We start from the raw sequence: 15,248 nt of genomic DNA, 5'->3' as shown, positions 1-15,248 counted from the left end.
GGCCGCACCGGACTGGTCAGGGGGCAGGGATGAGCAACGCGATGACGGCGAGGGCGACGCCGGCGACGCCGGTCAGAGTGACGTCGACGCGCTGGCTCCGGACGGCGAGGAAGCCAATGCGACGCAACGGGAGGAGCAGCCGCAGCGTGGCGGCGGCGATGAGCGCGAACCCCATCACGACCAGCCCTAGACGCCACCGGCCATGTGAGACGAGCAGCAGCCCGGCCCCGGCGACGACGATGACGGCCAGCAGCGGCCACTGCCGGAGGAAGCCGGCCAGCAGCGGTCGGCGCAGGTAGAGCGGCGGCCGGGTGGGTGGGGTCCCGCGGGCGGGCCGGATCATGCCGTCAGCACCTCCACCCCGGCCGCCTGCTCGGCGGCCAGGACGACGTTGGCCAGCAGCATCGCCCGGGTCATCGGCCCGACCCCGCCGGGGTTGGGGGCCACGAAGCCGGCCACCTCGCGGACGTCCGGGGCGACGTCGCCGGCGATCTTGCCCTCGACCCGGCTGACCCCCACGTCGAGCACGGCCGCCCCGGGCTTGACCATGTCGGCGGTGATCAGCCCCGGGACGCCGGCCGCCGCGACGACGACGTCGGCCGCGCGGGTGTGCGCGGCGAGGTCCCGGGTGCCGGTGTGGCAGAGGGTCACGGTCGCGTTCTCGGTGCGCCGGGTGAGCAGCAGGCCCAGCGGCCGGCCGACGGTGATGCCGCGGCCGACCACCACCACCTCCGCGCCGGCCAGCGGGACGTCGAAGCGGCGGAGCAGCTCGACGATCCCGACCGGGGTGCAGGGCAACGCCCCGGGGACGCCGAGCACCAGCCGGCCGAGGTTGACCGGGTGCAGGCCGTCGGCGTCCTTGGTCGGGTCGATCCGCTCGAGCACGACGCTCTCGTCGATGCCGTGCGGCAGGGGCAGCTGCACGATGTAGCCGGTGCAGGCCGGGTCGGCGTTGAGCTCGTCGACGACGGCGAGCACCTCGGCGAGGTCGGCGGTGGCCGGCAGCTCCCGCTGGATGCTCGCGATGCCGACCTGGGCGCAGTCGGAGTGCTTGGCACCGACGTACCAGCGGCTGCCCGGGTCGTCACCGACCAGCAGGGTGCCCAGGCCCGGTCGCCGTCCAGCCGCGGCGAGGGCCGCCACCCGTTCGGTCAGCTCCGCCCGGATCGTCGCCGCGGTCGCCTTGCCGTCCAGAGTCGTCGCCACCACGTCGTGCAGTGTGCCCGACGCACGCCTCCGGCTCGCTCAGCCGGCCACCAGGGCGCCGTGGGCGCTGGTGAACAGCACGGCCTGCGCCAGGTCCAGCCGCACCCCGGTGGGGTCGAAGCCCCGCCAGTTGACGCCGTCGGTCTGGGCACCGCGCAGGTCCGCCCCGCGCAGCTGCGTCGACTGCAGCCGGGCACGCCGGAGGTCGGCCCGGGTCAGGTCGGCGTCGGTCAGCACGGTGTCGGTGAGGTCGGCCTCGGTCAGCTTCTGCCCGGAGAGGTCGACACCGGAGAGGTCGACGCCCCGCAGCGACACGTAGGACCAGTCGCACTCGCTCGAGGTCATCGGCCGCAGCGTGGCGCCGGGGAACTGCGAGCCGGTGAGCTTGCACCCGCTCCAGGTCACGTTGGACAGCTTCGCCCGGTCGAACCGGCAGGACAGGAACGCCGTCCCCTCGTGCCGGGAGCCCGACAGCGAAGCCCCGGTGAGCACGCAGCGCTCGAAGACGCACCGCGTGGTGACCAGCTCGGACATGTCGGCGTCGTCGAACCGGCAGTCGATGAACGTGACCTGCTCCAGCCGGGCCCAGTCCCAGTCGACCCGGGCGAGGTCCTCGCCCTCCCAGACCGTGCCCGGCGCCGGCGGTTGCGGGTCCGCCATCAGTGCGCGAAGTGGCGGGTGCCGGTGAGGTAGAGCGTCACCCCGGCGGCCTGCGCGGCGGCGACGACCTCCTCGTCCCGCACCGACCCGCCCGGCTGCACCACGGCCCGCACCCCGGCGTCCAGCAGCACCTGCAGCCCGTCGGCGAAGGGGAAGAACGCGTCGGAGGCGGCCACCGAGCCGGTCGCCCGCTCCCCCGCCCGGGTCACCGCGAGCCGGGCGGAGTCGACCCGGTTGACCTGTCCCATGCCGACCCCGACGGTGGCCTTGTCGGCCGCCAGCAGGATGGCGTTGCTCTTGACCGAGCGGACCGACCGCCAGGCGAAGACCAGGTCGTCCAGCCCGGCGGCGTCCAGGGGTGCACCTGCGGCCAGCGTCCAGCTGGTCGGGTCGTCGCCGGGTGCGTCGATCCGGTCGGCGGTCTGCAGCAGCAGCCCCCCGCTGATCGCACGCAGCTCCACCGACAGCCGCGGCACCTCCGGCATGCGCAGCAGCCGGATGTTCTTCTTCGCGGTCAGCACGCCGAGGGCGTCCTGGGTGAACGAGGGGGCGACGACGACCTCGGTGAAGACCTCGGAGATCTGCTCGGCCAAGGTCAGGTCGACCTCGCGGTTGGCCGCGATCACGCCACCGAACGCGGAGACCGGGTCGCAGGCGTGCGCCTTGCGGTGGGCAGCGGCGATGTCGGCGCCGACCGCGATCCCGCAGGGGTTGGCGTGCTTGATGATCGCCACGCAGGGGTCGGCGTGGTCGTGGGCAGCCCGCCAGGCGGCGTCGGTGTCGACGTAGTTGTTGTAGGACATCTGCTTGCCGTGCAGCTGCTCGGCGTCCGCCAGACCCGACTGCCCGCTGCGGTACAGCGCCGCCCCCTGGTGCGGGTTCTCGCCGTAGCGCAGGACGTCGGTGCGCTCCCAGCTCCCGCCGACCCACTCGGGGAAGCCGCTCGCGTCGTCCGGGGCCAGCACGTTGCCCATCCAGGAGGCGACGGCGACGTCGTAGGCGGCGGTGTGCCGGAACGCCTCGGCCGCCAGCTCCCGGCGCTGGGCCAGGGTGAACCCGCCGGCCGCGACCGCCTCGACGACCTCGTCGTAGCGGGCCGGGTCGACGACGACGGCGACCGAGGGGTGGTTCTTGGCCGCGGCGCGCACCATCGCCGGGCCGCCGATGTCGATCTGCTCGATGCACTCGTCGGGCGAGGCACCGGAGGCCACCGTGTCGCTGAACGGGTAGAGGTTGACCACGACCAGGTCGAAGGCGGCGATGCCCAGCTCGTCGAGCTGGGCGACGTGCTCGGGCCGGCGCCGGTCGGCGAGGATGCCGGCGTGCACCGCCGGGTGCAGCGTCTTGACCCGGCCGTCCAGGCACTCGGGGAAGCCGGTGACCTGCTCGACGGGGGTGACCGGCAGGCCGGCGGCGGCGATCCGGGCCGCGGTGGCGCCGGTGCTGACCAGCTCCACCCCGGCGTCGACCAGCCCGCGGGCCAGCTCCTCGACGCCGTTCTTGTCGTAGACGCCGAGCAGGGCGCGGCGGACGGGGGTGCGGTCGCTCATCGGGTGCTCTCCTGGGTCGGTGGGTCGGTCGGGGACAGCCCGGCGGCCTGGACCACGAGGCCGGCCAGGGTCTGCACCAGGAGCTCCCGCTCCACGGTCTTGATCCGCTCGTGCAGGCGTTCCTCGTCGTCCCCGGGCAACACCGGCACCGGGCGCTGGGCCAGGACCGGACCGGTGTCGAGGCCGGCGTCGACGAGGTGGACGGTCGCGCCGGTCGTGGTGACGCCGGCGGCCAACGCGTCCCGGACGGCGTGGGCGCCGGGGAAGGCCGGCAGCAGCGCCGGGTGGCTGTTGAGCACCCGGCCACCGAACGCGTCCAGGACGGCCGGGCCGAGCAGCCTCATGAAGCCCGCACAGACGACCCAGTCGGGCCGGTGCCGGGCCAGTTCCGCGGCCAGCGCGGCGTCCCAGCCGGCCCGGTCGGGGGCGTCCCGCAGGGCGGTGACGAAGGTGCGGACGCCGGCGCCGCGGGCGTGCGCGAGGCCGGGGGCGTCCGCGCGGTCGGAGCCGACGGCGACCACCTCGGCGGGGTAGCCCGGCGAGGCCGCGGCGGACAGCAGCGCCGCGCACAGCGTGCCGGCCCCGGACAACAGGACGACGACGCGGGACCGCGGGGCGGCTGCGTCGGCGGACACGTTCGCCAACCCTAGCCGTCGCCTCCGGCCGGGCCGACCGCGGCCGGGGTCAGCCCCGCGCGCGCCAGCGGCTGACGGCGGCGGCCACGGCGGCCGCGAGGGCCGCCTGCGCGGCGATCGCCAGTCCGGTGGCCAGCGCCGGCGCACCCACCTCGGCCAGCGCCGCATCGCCGAGCCGGCCCCCGCCGACCAGCACCCACAGCCCGGCGCAGACGCCCACGCCCAGCCCGGCGACCACACCCCAGAGCGCCGCGATCACCGTGCCGCCGTCGTCGTCCCCGAGCCGGCGACCGAGCACCGCACCCGTGACGAGCCCCGCCACCGCGGGCAGGACCTGGGAGAGGAAGGCCAGCAGCGGCACCGCCTGGGTGTCGGGCAGCGCGGCCAGCAGCGGCAGCGCGGGCACGCTGCCCAACGTCACCCCACTGGTGGACACGAAAGTCCCGGCGCCCACCAGGAAGCCGGGGCCGGCGGCCAGGCCCATCACCGCGCCCACGGCGTTGGGCAGCACCAGCAGGCTCAGCGCTACCTGCCCGGCGGCTCCGGCACCGGCGCCACCGAGGCCGGTGATGATCCGGCCGAGCCCGGCCACGTCGTCGACGAGCGCCACGGCGATCACCGCGGTGCAGCAGGCGGCCAGCGCCAGGGTCCCGGCGGCCACCGCGCGCAGCACCACCCGCCCGGGACCGGGGAGCCGGTCGACCAGCTCCGCACCCAGGCCCGAGTCGCGCAGCACCCCCAGCCCGCCGGCGACGAGGGCGACGACGCCGGCGCCCAGCACCGCGCGGGGCAGGGCGACCGAGGCGCCCGGGGCGTCCAGGACCAGGGCCAGGCCGGTGGCGAGGGCGACGTGGACGGCGACGACGACCGCGAGCACCGCGGCCGCCCCACCGCCGGTGCGCACCCGCCGGAGGGCCACCACCGAGCCTGCGGCCCGGCTGATCCCCCAGGCGATCGCCACCGTCAGGGCCAGCGGCGCGAGCCGCAGGGGGCCCGAGGAGAGCCGGAGCTCCGCGCCCTGCGCGAGCAGCCACAGCTGGCCGGCGACCCGCGCCGAGGACGTCAGGGGCAACCCGCCGTCGGGGTCCAGGGTCTGGACGACGACGACGGCGAGGGTCAGCCCGGCGAGGCCCAGCGCCGACACGGCCAGCGCGGCGGCCGCCGCCAGGAGGCCGGTGAGCCGACCGCGGCGCTCCCCCGACCCGACGGAGGGCAGACGCGCCAGCAGGGAGGTCACCCGCTCACTGTCGCAAGGCGCAGGAGACCCGGCGTGGCGCACGCGCCGGGGCGACTCAAGTCACGGCCCCGCCCGTGGCGGGGGGTCAGCGGTCGGCAGCGGGGCGTGGTCGGTCGGGGTCCGCCGGGTGCTCGGCGGTCGCCCCGCCGGCCGACGGCGCCGGGGTGGGCCGCCGCCAGTGGGCCTCCGGCTGCCCGTACTCCGGACGCCCGTACTGCGGCGGCTCGTGCTGCGGCTGCGCGTACTGCGGCTGCCCAAAGGCCACCGGCTGCCCGTAGTGCAGGCGGCCGTACTGGGGCTGCTCGGGGGCCGACGGCGGCCCGTACCCGGGCGCCGGCCGGTCCTGCGGCGACGGGCCTCCGCCGGCGCCCTCTCCGGGGTGGGCCGGCCCACCCCGGCGGAGGGATGCGTCGCGGAGCCCGGGCAGCAGGGAGAGCGCGGCCAGGACGGTCACCGCGGCGGCGAGGAGGACGCCGAGCAGGGCGGGGAGCTGGAAGCCGTAGTCCGCACTCCGCAGCCAGGCGATGAGCGTGCAGAGCAGTGCCAGCGCGGCCAGGACGACGGTCGGCGCGGCGCGCAGGGGACCGCCGCGGTGCGGCCGGACCGCGGGGAGCAGCGCCCACGCTGCTGCGGCCAGCAACAACAGCGCGCTGAGCACGACCAGCCCGGAGTACTCGTACCCGCTGGCGGTGATCCGGCCGACGAGGTCGAAGTCGACCGAGGCCCACGGGAGGAAGCCGACGAGCACGTAGAGGAGGGCGCCCCCGGCCACCAGCACGTCCGCCGCGCCGAGCCTGCTCCGGTCGAAGCCGGAGCCCGCGGCCGGGAGCGGACCACCCGGCGGCTGGGGCCCCACCGGAGGCTGGGCCGGACCACTCGGCGTCATGGTGCTCTCCTCGGCGTCGTGCGGACGGGCACCAGGGAGTCTCCGCCGTCTCGCGCGCGACGGGCACCCCTGGGGACGCCACTGCCCGGCGCCTCCGGAGAGGGCCGGGCAGTGGCGGTGGAACGCGGTCGGTGGCGTCAGCCGCCGACGATCTCCCGCATGAGGCGAGCGGCCTCCGACGGCGTCTTGCCGACCTTGACCCCGGCGGCCTCGAGGGCCTCCTGCTTGGCCTGTGCGGTGCCGGCCGAGCCGGACACGATGGCGCCGGCGTGGCCCATCGTCTTGCCCTCGGGGGCGGTGAAGCCGGCGACGTAGCCGACGACCGGCTTGGTCACGTTGGCCTTGATGAAGTCCGCCGCGCGCTCCTCGGCGTCGCCGCCGATCTCGCCGATCATCACGATCGCCTCGGTCTCCGGGTCGTCCTGGAACGCCTGGAGGCAGTCGATGTGCGTCGTCCCGATGACCGGGTCGCCGCCGATGCCGACGGCGGTGGAGAAGCCGATGTCCCGGAGCTCGTACATCATCTGGTAGGTCAGCGTGCCGGACTTGCTGACCAGCCCGATCTTGCCGGCCTGGGTGATGTTCGCCGGGATGATGCCGGCGTTGGACCGCCCGGGGCTGATCAGCCCGGGGCAGTTCGGGCCGATGATCCGGGTCGAGCCGCCCTGGGCGTGCGCCCAGAAGTAGGTCGAGTCGTGCACCGGGATGCCCTCGGTGATGACCACGGCCATCCCGATCTGGGCGTCGATGGCCTCGATGACGGCGCCCTTGGCGAACTTCGGCGGCACGAAGACGACGGTGACATCGGCCCCGGTCTCCTTCATCGCCTCGGCGACGGAGCCGAAGACGGGGACGGACGTGCCGTCGAAGTCCACGGTCTGACCGGCCTTGCTCGGGTTCACGCCACCGACGACGGCGGTGCCGGAGGCGAGCATCCGGGCGGTGTGCTTGCGGCCCTCGGATCCGGTGATGCCCTGGACGATGACCTTGCTGTTCTCGGTGAGGAAGATCGACATCTCTGCTGTGTCCTGTTCAGTAGAAGGACCTCGTCCTCCTCACCCCTCGCACGCTCGGGGCGAGCCTCTGGACGAGGCCAGAAGACGGTTAGGAGGCGGCGAGCTCGGCGGCGCGGCGGGCGGCGCCGTCCATGGTGTCGACCACGGTCACCAGGGGGTGGGCGGCCTCGGCGAGGATCCGCCGGCCCTCCTCCACGTTGTTGCCGTCCAGCCGCACGACCAGGGGCTTGGTGGCCTCGTCGCCGAGCAGGCCCAGCGCCGAGACGATGCCGTCGGCCACGGCGTCGCAGGCGGTGATCCCGCCGAAGACGTTGACGAACACGCTCTTGACGGACGGGTCGGACAGGATGACGCCCAGCCCGTCGGCCATCACCTGGGCGGAGGCGCCACCGCCGATGTCGAGGAAGTTGGCCGGGCGGACCCCACCGAACTCCTCGCCGGCGTAGGCCACGACGTCCAGCGTGCTCATGACCAGGCCGGCGCCGTTGCCGATGATGCCGACCTCGCCCTCAAGCTTGACGTAGTTGAGGCCCTTCTCCTTCGCGGCCGCCTCGAGCGGATCGGCGGCGGCGACGTCCTCGAGGGCGTCGTGGTCGCCGTGCCGGAACGCGGCGTTCTCGTCCAGGGTCACCTTGGCGTCGAGGGCGAGCACCGTGCCGTCGGGCGCCTTGGCCAGCGGGTTGATCTCGACCAGGGTGGCGTCCTCCTTGCTGAAGACGTCCCACAGCTGGACCGCGATGGCGATCACCTGGTCGCGGACCTCGGCCGGGAAGCCGGCGGCGTCGACGATCTCGGCGGCCTTCTGCGCGTCGACGCCGACCGAGGCGTCGACGGGGATGCGGGCCAGCGCCTCCGGGCGCTCGACGGCGAGCGTCTCGATCTCCACGCCGCCCTCGACCGAGGCCATGGCCAGGAAGGTGCGGTTGGAGCGGTCGAGCAGGTAGGAGAAGTAGTACTCCTCGGCGATGTCGCTGGCCTGGGCCACCATCACCTTGTGGGTGATGTGCCCCTTGATGTCCAGCCCGAGGATGTCCTGGGCCCGCGCCTTGGCGCTCTCGGGGTCGTCGGCCAGCTTCACGCCGCCGGCCTTGCCGCGGCCGCCGACCTTCACCTGCGCCTTCACGACGACCGGGGCGGAGATCTCGCGGGCGATCGCCTCCGCCTGCTCGGGCGTCTCGGCGACGCCGCCGGGGAGCACGGGCACGCCGTGCGAGGCCAACAGGTCACGGGCCTGGTACTCGAAGAGATCCACGAGCAAGGACCGTAGCCCGCCCCGCTCCGCCTCGCGTCACCTGCCCTCCGTCGGAGGGGGACGTCTCACCCGTCTCTTCCGCCCAGCGGGATCGATGTGGGGTCAGGCCTCGGCGGTGGCGCCCACGTGCTCGCGGACCCAGCCCACGATCTCCTCGGTGCTCGCACCGGGGGTGAAGACCCGGGCCACGCCCAGCCGGGACAGCTCGGGCAGGTCGGCCTCGGGGATGATCCCGCCCCCGAAGACGACGACGTCGTCGACCTCCCGCTCGCGGAGCAGCTCGGCGAGCCGCCGGAACAGCGTCATGTGGGCACCGGAGAGCACCGAGAGCCCGACCGCGTCGGCGTCCTCCTGGACGACGGTGTCCACGATCTGCTCGGGCGTCTGGTGCAGCCCGGTGTAGACGACCTCCATGCCCGCGTCACGGAGCGCGCGGGCGACGATCTTCGCGCCGCGGTCGTGACCGTCGAGGCCCGGCTTGGCGATCACGACACGAATGCGCTCAGCTGCCACGGCGTCGACTCTAGGGGCGGCGGGGTGTCCTTCGTCACCCCTGAGCGGGCGAACCGCGCCGCCAGCGCCAGGCCACGAGCGTGAGCCCCACCGCGCCGAGGGCCAGCACCAGCAGACCGATCCCCGGCACGGTCCATTCCAGGTCCGGACTGGACCACGCGTCGCGGAGCCCGGACAGGGCGGTGTCCAGCAGGAAGACGGCGACGGCGAGCAGCCCGCCGACGGCGGCGAGCCGGGGCCGCAGCGATGGCGCGACGACGGCGGAGAGCACGAGCGCCCCCGCGAGCAACAGCCCGCCCAGCAGGGCCAGCCCGGGCCGCTCCAGCAGCGCCTGCGGCCCCTCCTGCTCCACGACGGCCTCCAGCCCGGTCAGCGGGTCGGTCACCACCTCGTCCGGGACGTCGGCCGCCGGCAGCGCGAGGGCGAGCACCGCCGCCACACCGAGGAGCACCGCCACGCCGGCGAGCACCGGACGCAGCGGGTCCAGCCCGCCACCGTCCTCCATCACCGTGCGGCCCCAGGCGGCGAAGGCGGTCAGCCCGGCGAGGACGGCGAGGCCCAGGGCGACGACACCGAGCACCCAGCCGGCACCGACCTCCACCGAGCTGGTGAGCACGAGGTCACCGGCCAGCACCTCGACCGCCGGGCGGGTGGTCGACCCCTGGCCGCGGTGGAGCTCGATGAGGAGCCGGCCGACCGCCAGCGCGCCGGTGACCGCCGCGTAGGCCAGACCGAACCGCGGCACCCGCCCGAGGAGCAGCCCGGCGCCGACCGCGATCGAGGCGATGGGCGCGACGAGGGCCACGACGGCGTCCAGCGCTCCCTGCACCTGGCTCACCGCCGTCCCGCCGACCACGAGGTAGGTCGGGAAGGCCGCCGCTGCCCCGGCCAGCCCGGCGAGCAGGAGCAGCAGCCCGCAGGCGCGGGCCAGCACCGGGACCGGACCGACGACGACCCGGTCGGGGGCGGTCGCGGACGGCGCGGTCGCACCGGCGCGGGGACCTCCGGTGCGGCGGGCCGCCGGGGTGCGCGCCGCGCCGGGCCGGCCTGGCGTGCCGGTGCGGGCGGGGACGCGGTCACGGGCGGGCACTGGGGGTCTCCTCGGGATCAGGCTGTCTGGCCACGGGCGCGTGTCGTGTATCGGTTGTATGACTTTCAACACAACGGGGCATTACGGTCCCCGGAACTGAGCACATCACTGCCCATGGCGCGCCGCCCGGCGCGGTGCTGGGGCGGACGGGAGGGAGAACGGCGTGCAGGTACCCGTTCTGCCCTCCGCACCAGCCTGGCACGCCCCGCGCGCCGGAGCAGGGAGCGACGTCCCAGCGGCCCCTCGGCGCACCGGCCTCCGGCGGCTGGTCTCCCCGGCCGCGATCACCGGCAGCATCACCGAGCTGGCCTGGGTGGGGGCACACACGCTGCTCTACCCACTCGGCACCCGCACCGAGCGGCTGCGTCCCGACGGGAGCTACCGACCCCACCCGCAGCCCGCCGCCGTCCGCGCCCTCTTCGCCGCCGACCCCCTGGCCGCCCGCATCCCCGTCGTCCTGGTCCACGGGCTGGTCGACAACCGGTCGGTGTTCGCGGTGATGCGCCGGGGCCTCCGTCGACGCGGCTTCACCCAGGTCTGCACGTGGAACTACAGCCCGCTGCTGCGCGACGTGGAGAGCGCTGCGGAGGCGCTGGGCCAGCACATCGAGGAGGTCTGCCGGGCCACCGGTCACGACCGGGTGCACGTGGTGGGCCACAGCCTCGGCGGGCTGGTCGCCCGGTACCTCGTGCAGCGCCTGGACGGCGACGCGCGGGTGGAGTCGCTGGTCACCCTCGGGACGCCGCACGGCGGGAGCCGGTGGGCGCACGTGCTGCCCACCCGCCTGGTGCGCCAGCTCCGGCCGGGATCGGCCCTGTTCCAGCAGCTCGCCGCTCCGGCACCGGAGTGCCGGACCCGGGTGACGGCGGTCTACAGCGACCTGGACCAGATGGTCGTGCCGTCGTCGGCCGGCCGCTGCGACCACCCCGACCTCCAGGCCCGGAACGTCCTCGTGCCGGGGGTGGGGCACATGTCGCTCCCCATCCACCGTGGTGTGGTGGACGAGGTCGCCGCGACCTTGGCCGGCCTGCGGACCAGCACCGACGACGCTCCCGTCGCTGCCGCCTGACCACATGTCGACACCTGCCAACTGCGGGTGTCGTCACTCATAGCTCTGCGCCACGACACGCGGAGTCAGGTCGTTGGTGCCCTCTGCCGCTCTCCGTAGCGTCCCGAATGACACCGATGGGATTTCCGCCGGCGTCACCGAAACCGCAGTGCCAGCACCAGCCGCTCCCTGCGGCCGGCTGGTGCCCGACGACGCCCGGCTCCCGCGGCGTGCTGCCCGGGAAGGTGCCCGTTGTCCCGTATGCGAGAACTCGTCGGCCGCACGCAGTCCGAAGTCGTCCCCGCCGCCGCCCTCACCGGCGCATCCAGTGACTGGACCGACCAGTTCGACGACGACTGGGACTGGGACCGCGAGTGGGCGGCCACCCAGGAGACCGACCCCAGCAGCGCCACCGGCACCCTGGCCGCACCCGAGGAGACCCCACCGAGCGCACCGGGTGCGGCCACCCGGCGGCGCGTCCCCCGCCCGCCGCGCCGCAGGGCGCCGGTGCTGCTCGCCGTCGCCGTCGTCGGCGCCCTGGCGACCTCGCTGATGGGGGGCATCGGCGAACCGGCACCCGCCCCGGTGGCCTCCGGTGTGGACTACGGGCTGGGCCTGACCGATGCCAGCTTCGCCGGCGGTGTGGACGTCGAGGGTGCGCGCGGGGAGATCAGCCAGGCGGAGGCGCAGGCCCGGCTGAGCGAGATCGCCGCGTCCCGGGCCGCGCGCGAGCCGGACTTCGTCGTGCCCACCGCCGGCCGGCTGACCACGTGCTTCTGCCAGCGTTGGGGCACCATGCACTGGGGTCTCGACCTCGCCGCCCCGCTTGGCACCCCGATCTTCGCCGCGGCGGACGGGGTCGTGCTGCGCGCCGGTCCCGCGTCGGGCTACGGCAACGCCGTCTACATCCAGGACGCCGACGGGAACGTCCAGATCTACGGGCACATGCGCTACTACGACGTGGCCGCCGGTGACGTCGTCTCGGCGGGTCAGCAGATCGCCAAGGTCGGCAACCAGGGCCAGTCGACGGGGCCGCACCTGCACTTCGAGATCCACCGCGGTGGGATGAACGGCAAGCCGATCGACCCGGAGGCGTGGCTCGCCGAGCGCGGCCTCTCCGTCGGCTGAGCGAGGTCGGCGGGCCGGGGAAGACTGGCTCGGTGACCTCCGCCGACCCGCCGTCCACTCGGTCCGTGCGGCTGGTCCAGCTCCCGGCTGCGGCGTTCACCGCCCTGGCCGCCGGTGATCTCGCCGCGGCCGACGAGCTCAGCCCGGTGCCGCTGACCGCGTACTTCGCCGGGCCGGACTGGGCGCCGGTGTGGCGACGCCGCGCCGCGCAGCTGGTCGCCCGCCCGGCGGATGCCGGCTGGGTCACCCGAGTGGTCTGGGACCCGGACCGCCGCATCGCGGTGGGGCGGGCCGGCTTCCACGGCGCACCGGACGACGACGGCATGGTGGAGATCGGCTACGCCGTCGTGCCCGCGCGGCGCCGGCAGGGCTACGCCCGTGCCGCCGTCGAGCAGCTGCTCGCCCGGGCGGCCGGGGAGCCGGCGGTGCGCACCGTCCGGGTCACGATCAGCCCGACCAACACCGCCTCCCGTGCCCTCGCGCTCCCCTACGGCTTCGTGCTGGTCGGCGAGCAGGAGGACGACGAGGACGGTCTGGAGCTGGTCTACGAGCTCGCCGCCGACCAGCTCAGAGCTTGACGAGCGGGGCGTAGCGCAGCACGAGGCGCTTGGTGCCGCCGGAGCCGAAGTCGACCGTGGCCTGCGCCTTGTCGCCGGCGCCGTTGATCTCGACCACGGTGCCGAGCCCGAAGGCGTCGTGGCTGACCCGGTCGCCGACGTCGACGCTGATCACCGCCCGGTTGCCCGCACCACCGCGCAGGCCCCCGGTCGACAGGCCGGTCGAGGCGACCCGCGCCTGCGCGGAGCTCATCGGCTTGCTCGGGGCCGGCTCAAGCCGCTCCCAGTGGACGGCGTCGGCCGGCAGCTCGTCGAGGAACCGGGACGGCGGGTTGTAGGCCGGCTGCCCCCAGTTGGTGCGCACGGTGGCGCGGGAGAGGAACAGCCGCTGCCGCGCCCGGGTGATGCCCACGTAGGCCAGTCGCCGCTCCTCCTCCAGCTCCCGCGGGTCGCCGAGGGCCCGCAGGTGCGGGAAGACGCCGTCCTCCAGGCCGGTGAGGAAGACCACCGGGAACTCCAGGCCCTTGGCGGTGTGCAGGGTCATCAGGGTCACCACGCCGGCCTCGTCGCCGCTGACCGGGATCTGGTCGGCGTCGGCGACCAGCGAGACCTGCTCGAGGAACTCGGTGACCGTGCCCCCGGGGTTGGCCGCCTCGAACTCGGCGGCCACCGAGATCAGCTCGTTGAGGTTGTCGACCCGCCCCTCGTCCTGCGGGTCGGTGCTGGCCTCCAGCTCGGCCAGGTAGCCGGTGCGGTCCAGGACGCTCTCCAGCAGGGCCGCCGGGCCCGAACCGGTCTCGACCAGCTGCTCGAACTCCTCCAGCAGCGCGACGAACTCCTGGATGGCCTTGAGCGACCGGGTGGCCAGGTCACCGACCTCGGAGCAGCGGCGGAGGGCGCTGGCGAACGGGATCCGCTCCCGGTCGGCGAACCGCTCGACGCACGCCTCGGCGCGCTCGCCGATGCCCCGCTTGGGGGTGTTGAGCACCCGCCGGAGGCTGACCACGTCCGCCGGGTTGGCGATCACCTTGAGGTAGGCGACCGCGTCCCGGACCTCCCGGCGCTCGTAGAAGCGCACCCCGCCGACGACCTTGTAGGGCATGCCGACCCGGATGAACACCTCCTCGAAGACGCGGGAGGCGTTGTTGGTGCGGTAGAAGATCGCGATGTCGGCCGGCCGGGCCTTGCCCTCGTCGGTGAGTGCGTCGATCTGTTCGGCGACCCAGGCGGCCTCGTCGTGCTCGTTGTCGGCGACGTAGCCCTCGATCAGCTCGCCGTCACCGGCGTCGGACCACAGGTTCTTCGGCCGGCGGGCGGTGTTGCGGGCGATCACCTGGTTGGCCGCGCGCAGGATGCGCTGGGTGGAGCGGTAGTTCTGCTCCAGCACGATGGTGGTGGCGTCGGGGTAGTCGCGCTCGAACTCGTCGATGTTGCGGATCGTCGCGCCGCGGAAGGCGTAGATGGACTGGTCGGCGTCGCCGACGACGCACAGCTCGGCCGGTGGCACCGGGCCACCGTGCGTGCCGACCAGCTCGCGGACCAGCACGTACTGGGCGTGGTTGGTGTCCTGGTACTCGTCGACCAGCACGTGCCGGAACCGGCGGCGGTAGTGCTCGGCCACGTCGGGGAAGGCCTGGAGCAGGTGCACCGTGGTCATGATCAGGTCGTCGAAGTCCATGGCGTGCGCCTCGCGCAGCCGCCGCTGGTAGAGGGTGTACGCCTCCTTCAGCACCTTCTCCGGCGCCGTCTGCGGGGCGTAGGACTCCTCGTCGACCAGCTCGTTCTTCAGGTTCGACACCTGGTTGGCCAGGCCGCGGCCGGGATACCGCTTGGCGTCGAGGTCCAGGTCGCGGGCGACCATCGTCATCAGCCGGACCGAGTCGCCCTGGTCGTAGATGGTGAACGAGCTCTTCATGCCGAGCTTGCCGGCCTCGGCCCGCAGGATGCGCACGCACATCGAGTGGAACGTGGACACCCACATGGCCCGGGCGCGTGGGCCGACGAGCGCGGCGACGCGCTCCTTCATCTCCCCGGCGGCCTTGTTGGTGAAGGTGATCGCCATGATCTCGCCGGGCTGCACGCCGCGGGCGCCGAGCAGGTACGCGATGCGGTGGGTGAGCACCCGCGTCTTGCCGGAACCGGCGCCGGCGACGATGAGCAGCGGGCTGCCCTCGTGCACCGTGGCCTCGCGCTGCGGGCCGTTGAGGCCGGCGAGCATCCGGTCCAGCTCGCGGCCGGTCTGGCCGGAGGTGTGCCGGGGGAGCGCGGCGGTGCCTGGGAGGGTGTGCTGGGGGCTGCTCATGACCCCGCCACTCTAAGCCGGGACACCGACAGCTCCGGGCGGCCCGCGTGTCGGCGGGGTGGTCGGCGATGGCCACGGACCGTGGGCTGTGGCACACTCCTGGACGTGCTCAGCCCCCGAGAGTTTTCCTACGGCCACCGGGTTCCGGTGTCCGTCTCGGCTGGCTGA

15 protein-coding genes are annotated in these 15,248 nt (G+C 74.5%); 3 read left to right on the top strand and 12 right to left on the bottom strand.

The genetic code is table 11. The annotated features are described in order from the left end of the window. Nucleotides 1-16 precede the first annotated feature (16 nt). The 11 genes from O2W18_RS14955 to O2W18_RS14905 form a co-directional block, all read right to left on the bottom strand. Nucleotides 17-343, bottom strand: a complete 327-nt coding sequence (locus O2W18_RS14955; protein ID WP_269188264.1) for a DUF3017 domain-containing protein — start codon at nt 341-343, stop codon at nt 17-19. Next, entirely contained in the window at nt 340-1,209 is an 870-nt protein-coding gene (locus tag O2W18_RS14950; protein WP_269188263.1) for a bifunctional methylenetetrahydrofolate dehydrogenase/methenyltetrahydrofolate cyclohydrolase, read from the bottom strand. The genes O2W18_RS14955 and O2W18_RS14950 overlap by 4 nt, the downstream gene beginning before the upstream one ends. A 36-nt stretch (nt 1,210-1,245) precedes the next feature. Further along, nucleotides 1,246-1,866 carry a pentapeptide repeat-containing protein gene (locus O2W18_RS14945; RefSeq protein ID WP_269188262.1) on the bottom strand — a complete coding sequence of 207 codons (621 nt, stop codon included), beginning with the start codon at nt 1,864-1,866 and terminating at the stop codon, nt 1,246-1,248. Further along, nucleotides 1,866-3,416 carry a bifunctional phosphoribosylaminoimidazolecarboxamide formyltransferase/IMP cyclohydrolase gene (gene purH / locus O2W18_RS14940; protein WP_269188261.1) on the bottom strand — a complete coding sequence of 517 codons (1,551 nt, stop codon included), beginning with the start codon at nt 3,414-3,416 and terminating at the stop codon, nt 1,866-1,868. Before purH ends, O2W18_RS14945 begins: the two co-directional genes overlap by 1 nt. Further along, entirely contained in the window at nt 3,413-4,051 is a 639-nt protein-coding gene (purN, locus tag O2W18_RS14935) for a phosphoribosylglycinamide formyltransferase (RefSeq protein ID WP_269188260.1), read from the bottom strand. The genes purH and purN overlap by 4 nt, the downstream gene beginning before the upstream one ends. A 49-nt stretch (nt 4,052-4,100) precedes the next feature. Continuing rightward, a complete protein-coding gene (locus O2W18_RS14930; RefSeq protein ID WP_269188259.1) occupies nt 4,101-5,288 on the bottom strand; it encodes a cell division protein PerM in 1,188 nt (395 codons plus the stop codon). A gap of 85 nt (nt 5,289-5,373) precedes the next feature. Beyond that, nucleotides 5,374-6,174 carry a hypothetical protein gene (locus tag O2W18_RS14925; RefSeq protein WP_269188258.1) on the bottom strand — a complete coding sequence of 267 codons (801 nt, stop codon included), beginning with the start codon at nt 6,172-6,174 and terminating at the stop codon, nt 5,374-5,376. A 137-nt stretch (nt 6,175-6,311) separates the two neighbouring features. After that, nucleotides 6,312-7,190 (bottom strand): succinate--CoA ligase subunit alpha, encoded by an 879-nt coding sequence (gene sucD, locus O2W18_RS14920; protein ID WP_269188257.1) that lies wholly within the window; start codon nt 7,188-7,190, stop codon nt 6,312-6,314. 88 nt (nt 7,191-7,278) lie between these two features. After that, nucleotides 7,279-8,442 carry an ADP-forming succinate--CoA ligase subunit beta gene (sucC, locus tag O2W18_RS14915; protein ID WP_269188256.1) on the bottom strand — a complete coding sequence of 388 codons (1,164 nt, stop codon included), beginning with the start codon at nt 8,440-8,442 and terminating at the stop codon, nt 7,279-7,281. 102 nt (nt 8,443-8,544) lie between these two features. Then, nucleotides 8,545-8,955 carry a cobalamin B12-binding domain-containing protein gene (locus tag O2W18_RS14910; RefSeq protein WP_269170564.1) on the bottom strand — a complete coding sequence of 137 codons (411 nt, stop codon included), beginning with the start codon at nt 8,953-8,955 and terminating at the stop codon, nt 8,545-8,547. A 34-nt stretch (nt 8,956-8,989) separates the two neighbouring features. Continuing rightward, a complete protein-coding gene (locus O2W18_RS14905) occupies nt 8,990-10,045 on the bottom strand; it encodes a hypothetical protein (RefSeq protein ID WP_269188255.1) in 1,056 nt (351 codons plus the stop codon). A 163-nt stretch (nt 10,046-10,208) separates the two neighbouring features. On the opposite strand from O2W18_RS14905, the gene O2W18_RS14900 reads away from it, so the two are divergent. From O2W18_RS14900 to O2W18_RS14890, 3 genes are all read left to right on the top strand, one after another. Further along, nucleotides 10,209-11,114, top strand: a complete 906-nt coding sequence (locus O2W18_RS14900) for an esterase/lipase family protein (RefSeq protein ID WP_269188254.1) — start codon at nt 10,209-10,211, stop codon at nt 11,112-11,114. A gap of 240 nt (nt 11,115-11,354) precedes the next feature. Beyond that, nucleotides 11,355-12,221: a M23 family metallopeptidase gene (locus O2W18_RS14895; protein ID WP_269188654.1), complete on the top strand. Its 867-nt coding sequence runs from the start codon at nt 11,355-11,357 to the stop codon at nt 12,219-12,221. Nucleotides 12,222-12,286: 65 nt separating this feature from the next. Further along, nucleotides 12,287-12,799, top strand: a complete 513-nt coding sequence (locus tag O2W18_RS14890; RefSeq protein ID WP_269188253.1) for a GNAT family N-acetyltransferase — start codon at nt 12,287-12,289, stop codon at nt 12,797-12,799. Here O2W18_RS14890 and pcrA read toward each other — a convergent pair. Beyond that, nucleotides 12,789-15,080, bottom strand: coding sequence for a DNA helicase PcrA (gene pcrA, locus O2W18_RS14885; protein WP_269188252.1), 2,292 nt, complete (start codon nt 15,078-15,080; stop codon nt 12,789-12,791). The two genes, O2W18_RS14890 and pcrA, sit on opposite strands and share 11 nt — an antisense overlap. Nucleotides 15,081-15,248: the final 168 nt, after the last annotated feature.

Origin of the sequence: Modestobacter sp. VKM Ac-2983 (assembly GCF_026967885.1) — a bacterium.
Taxonomy (GTDB): Bacteria; Actinomycetota; Actinomycetes; order Mycobacteriales; family Geodermatophilaceae; genus Modestobacter.
The sequence above is the reverse complement of the archived record's forward strand: the minus strand, read 5'-3'. Positions and strand labels throughout refer to the sequence as shown.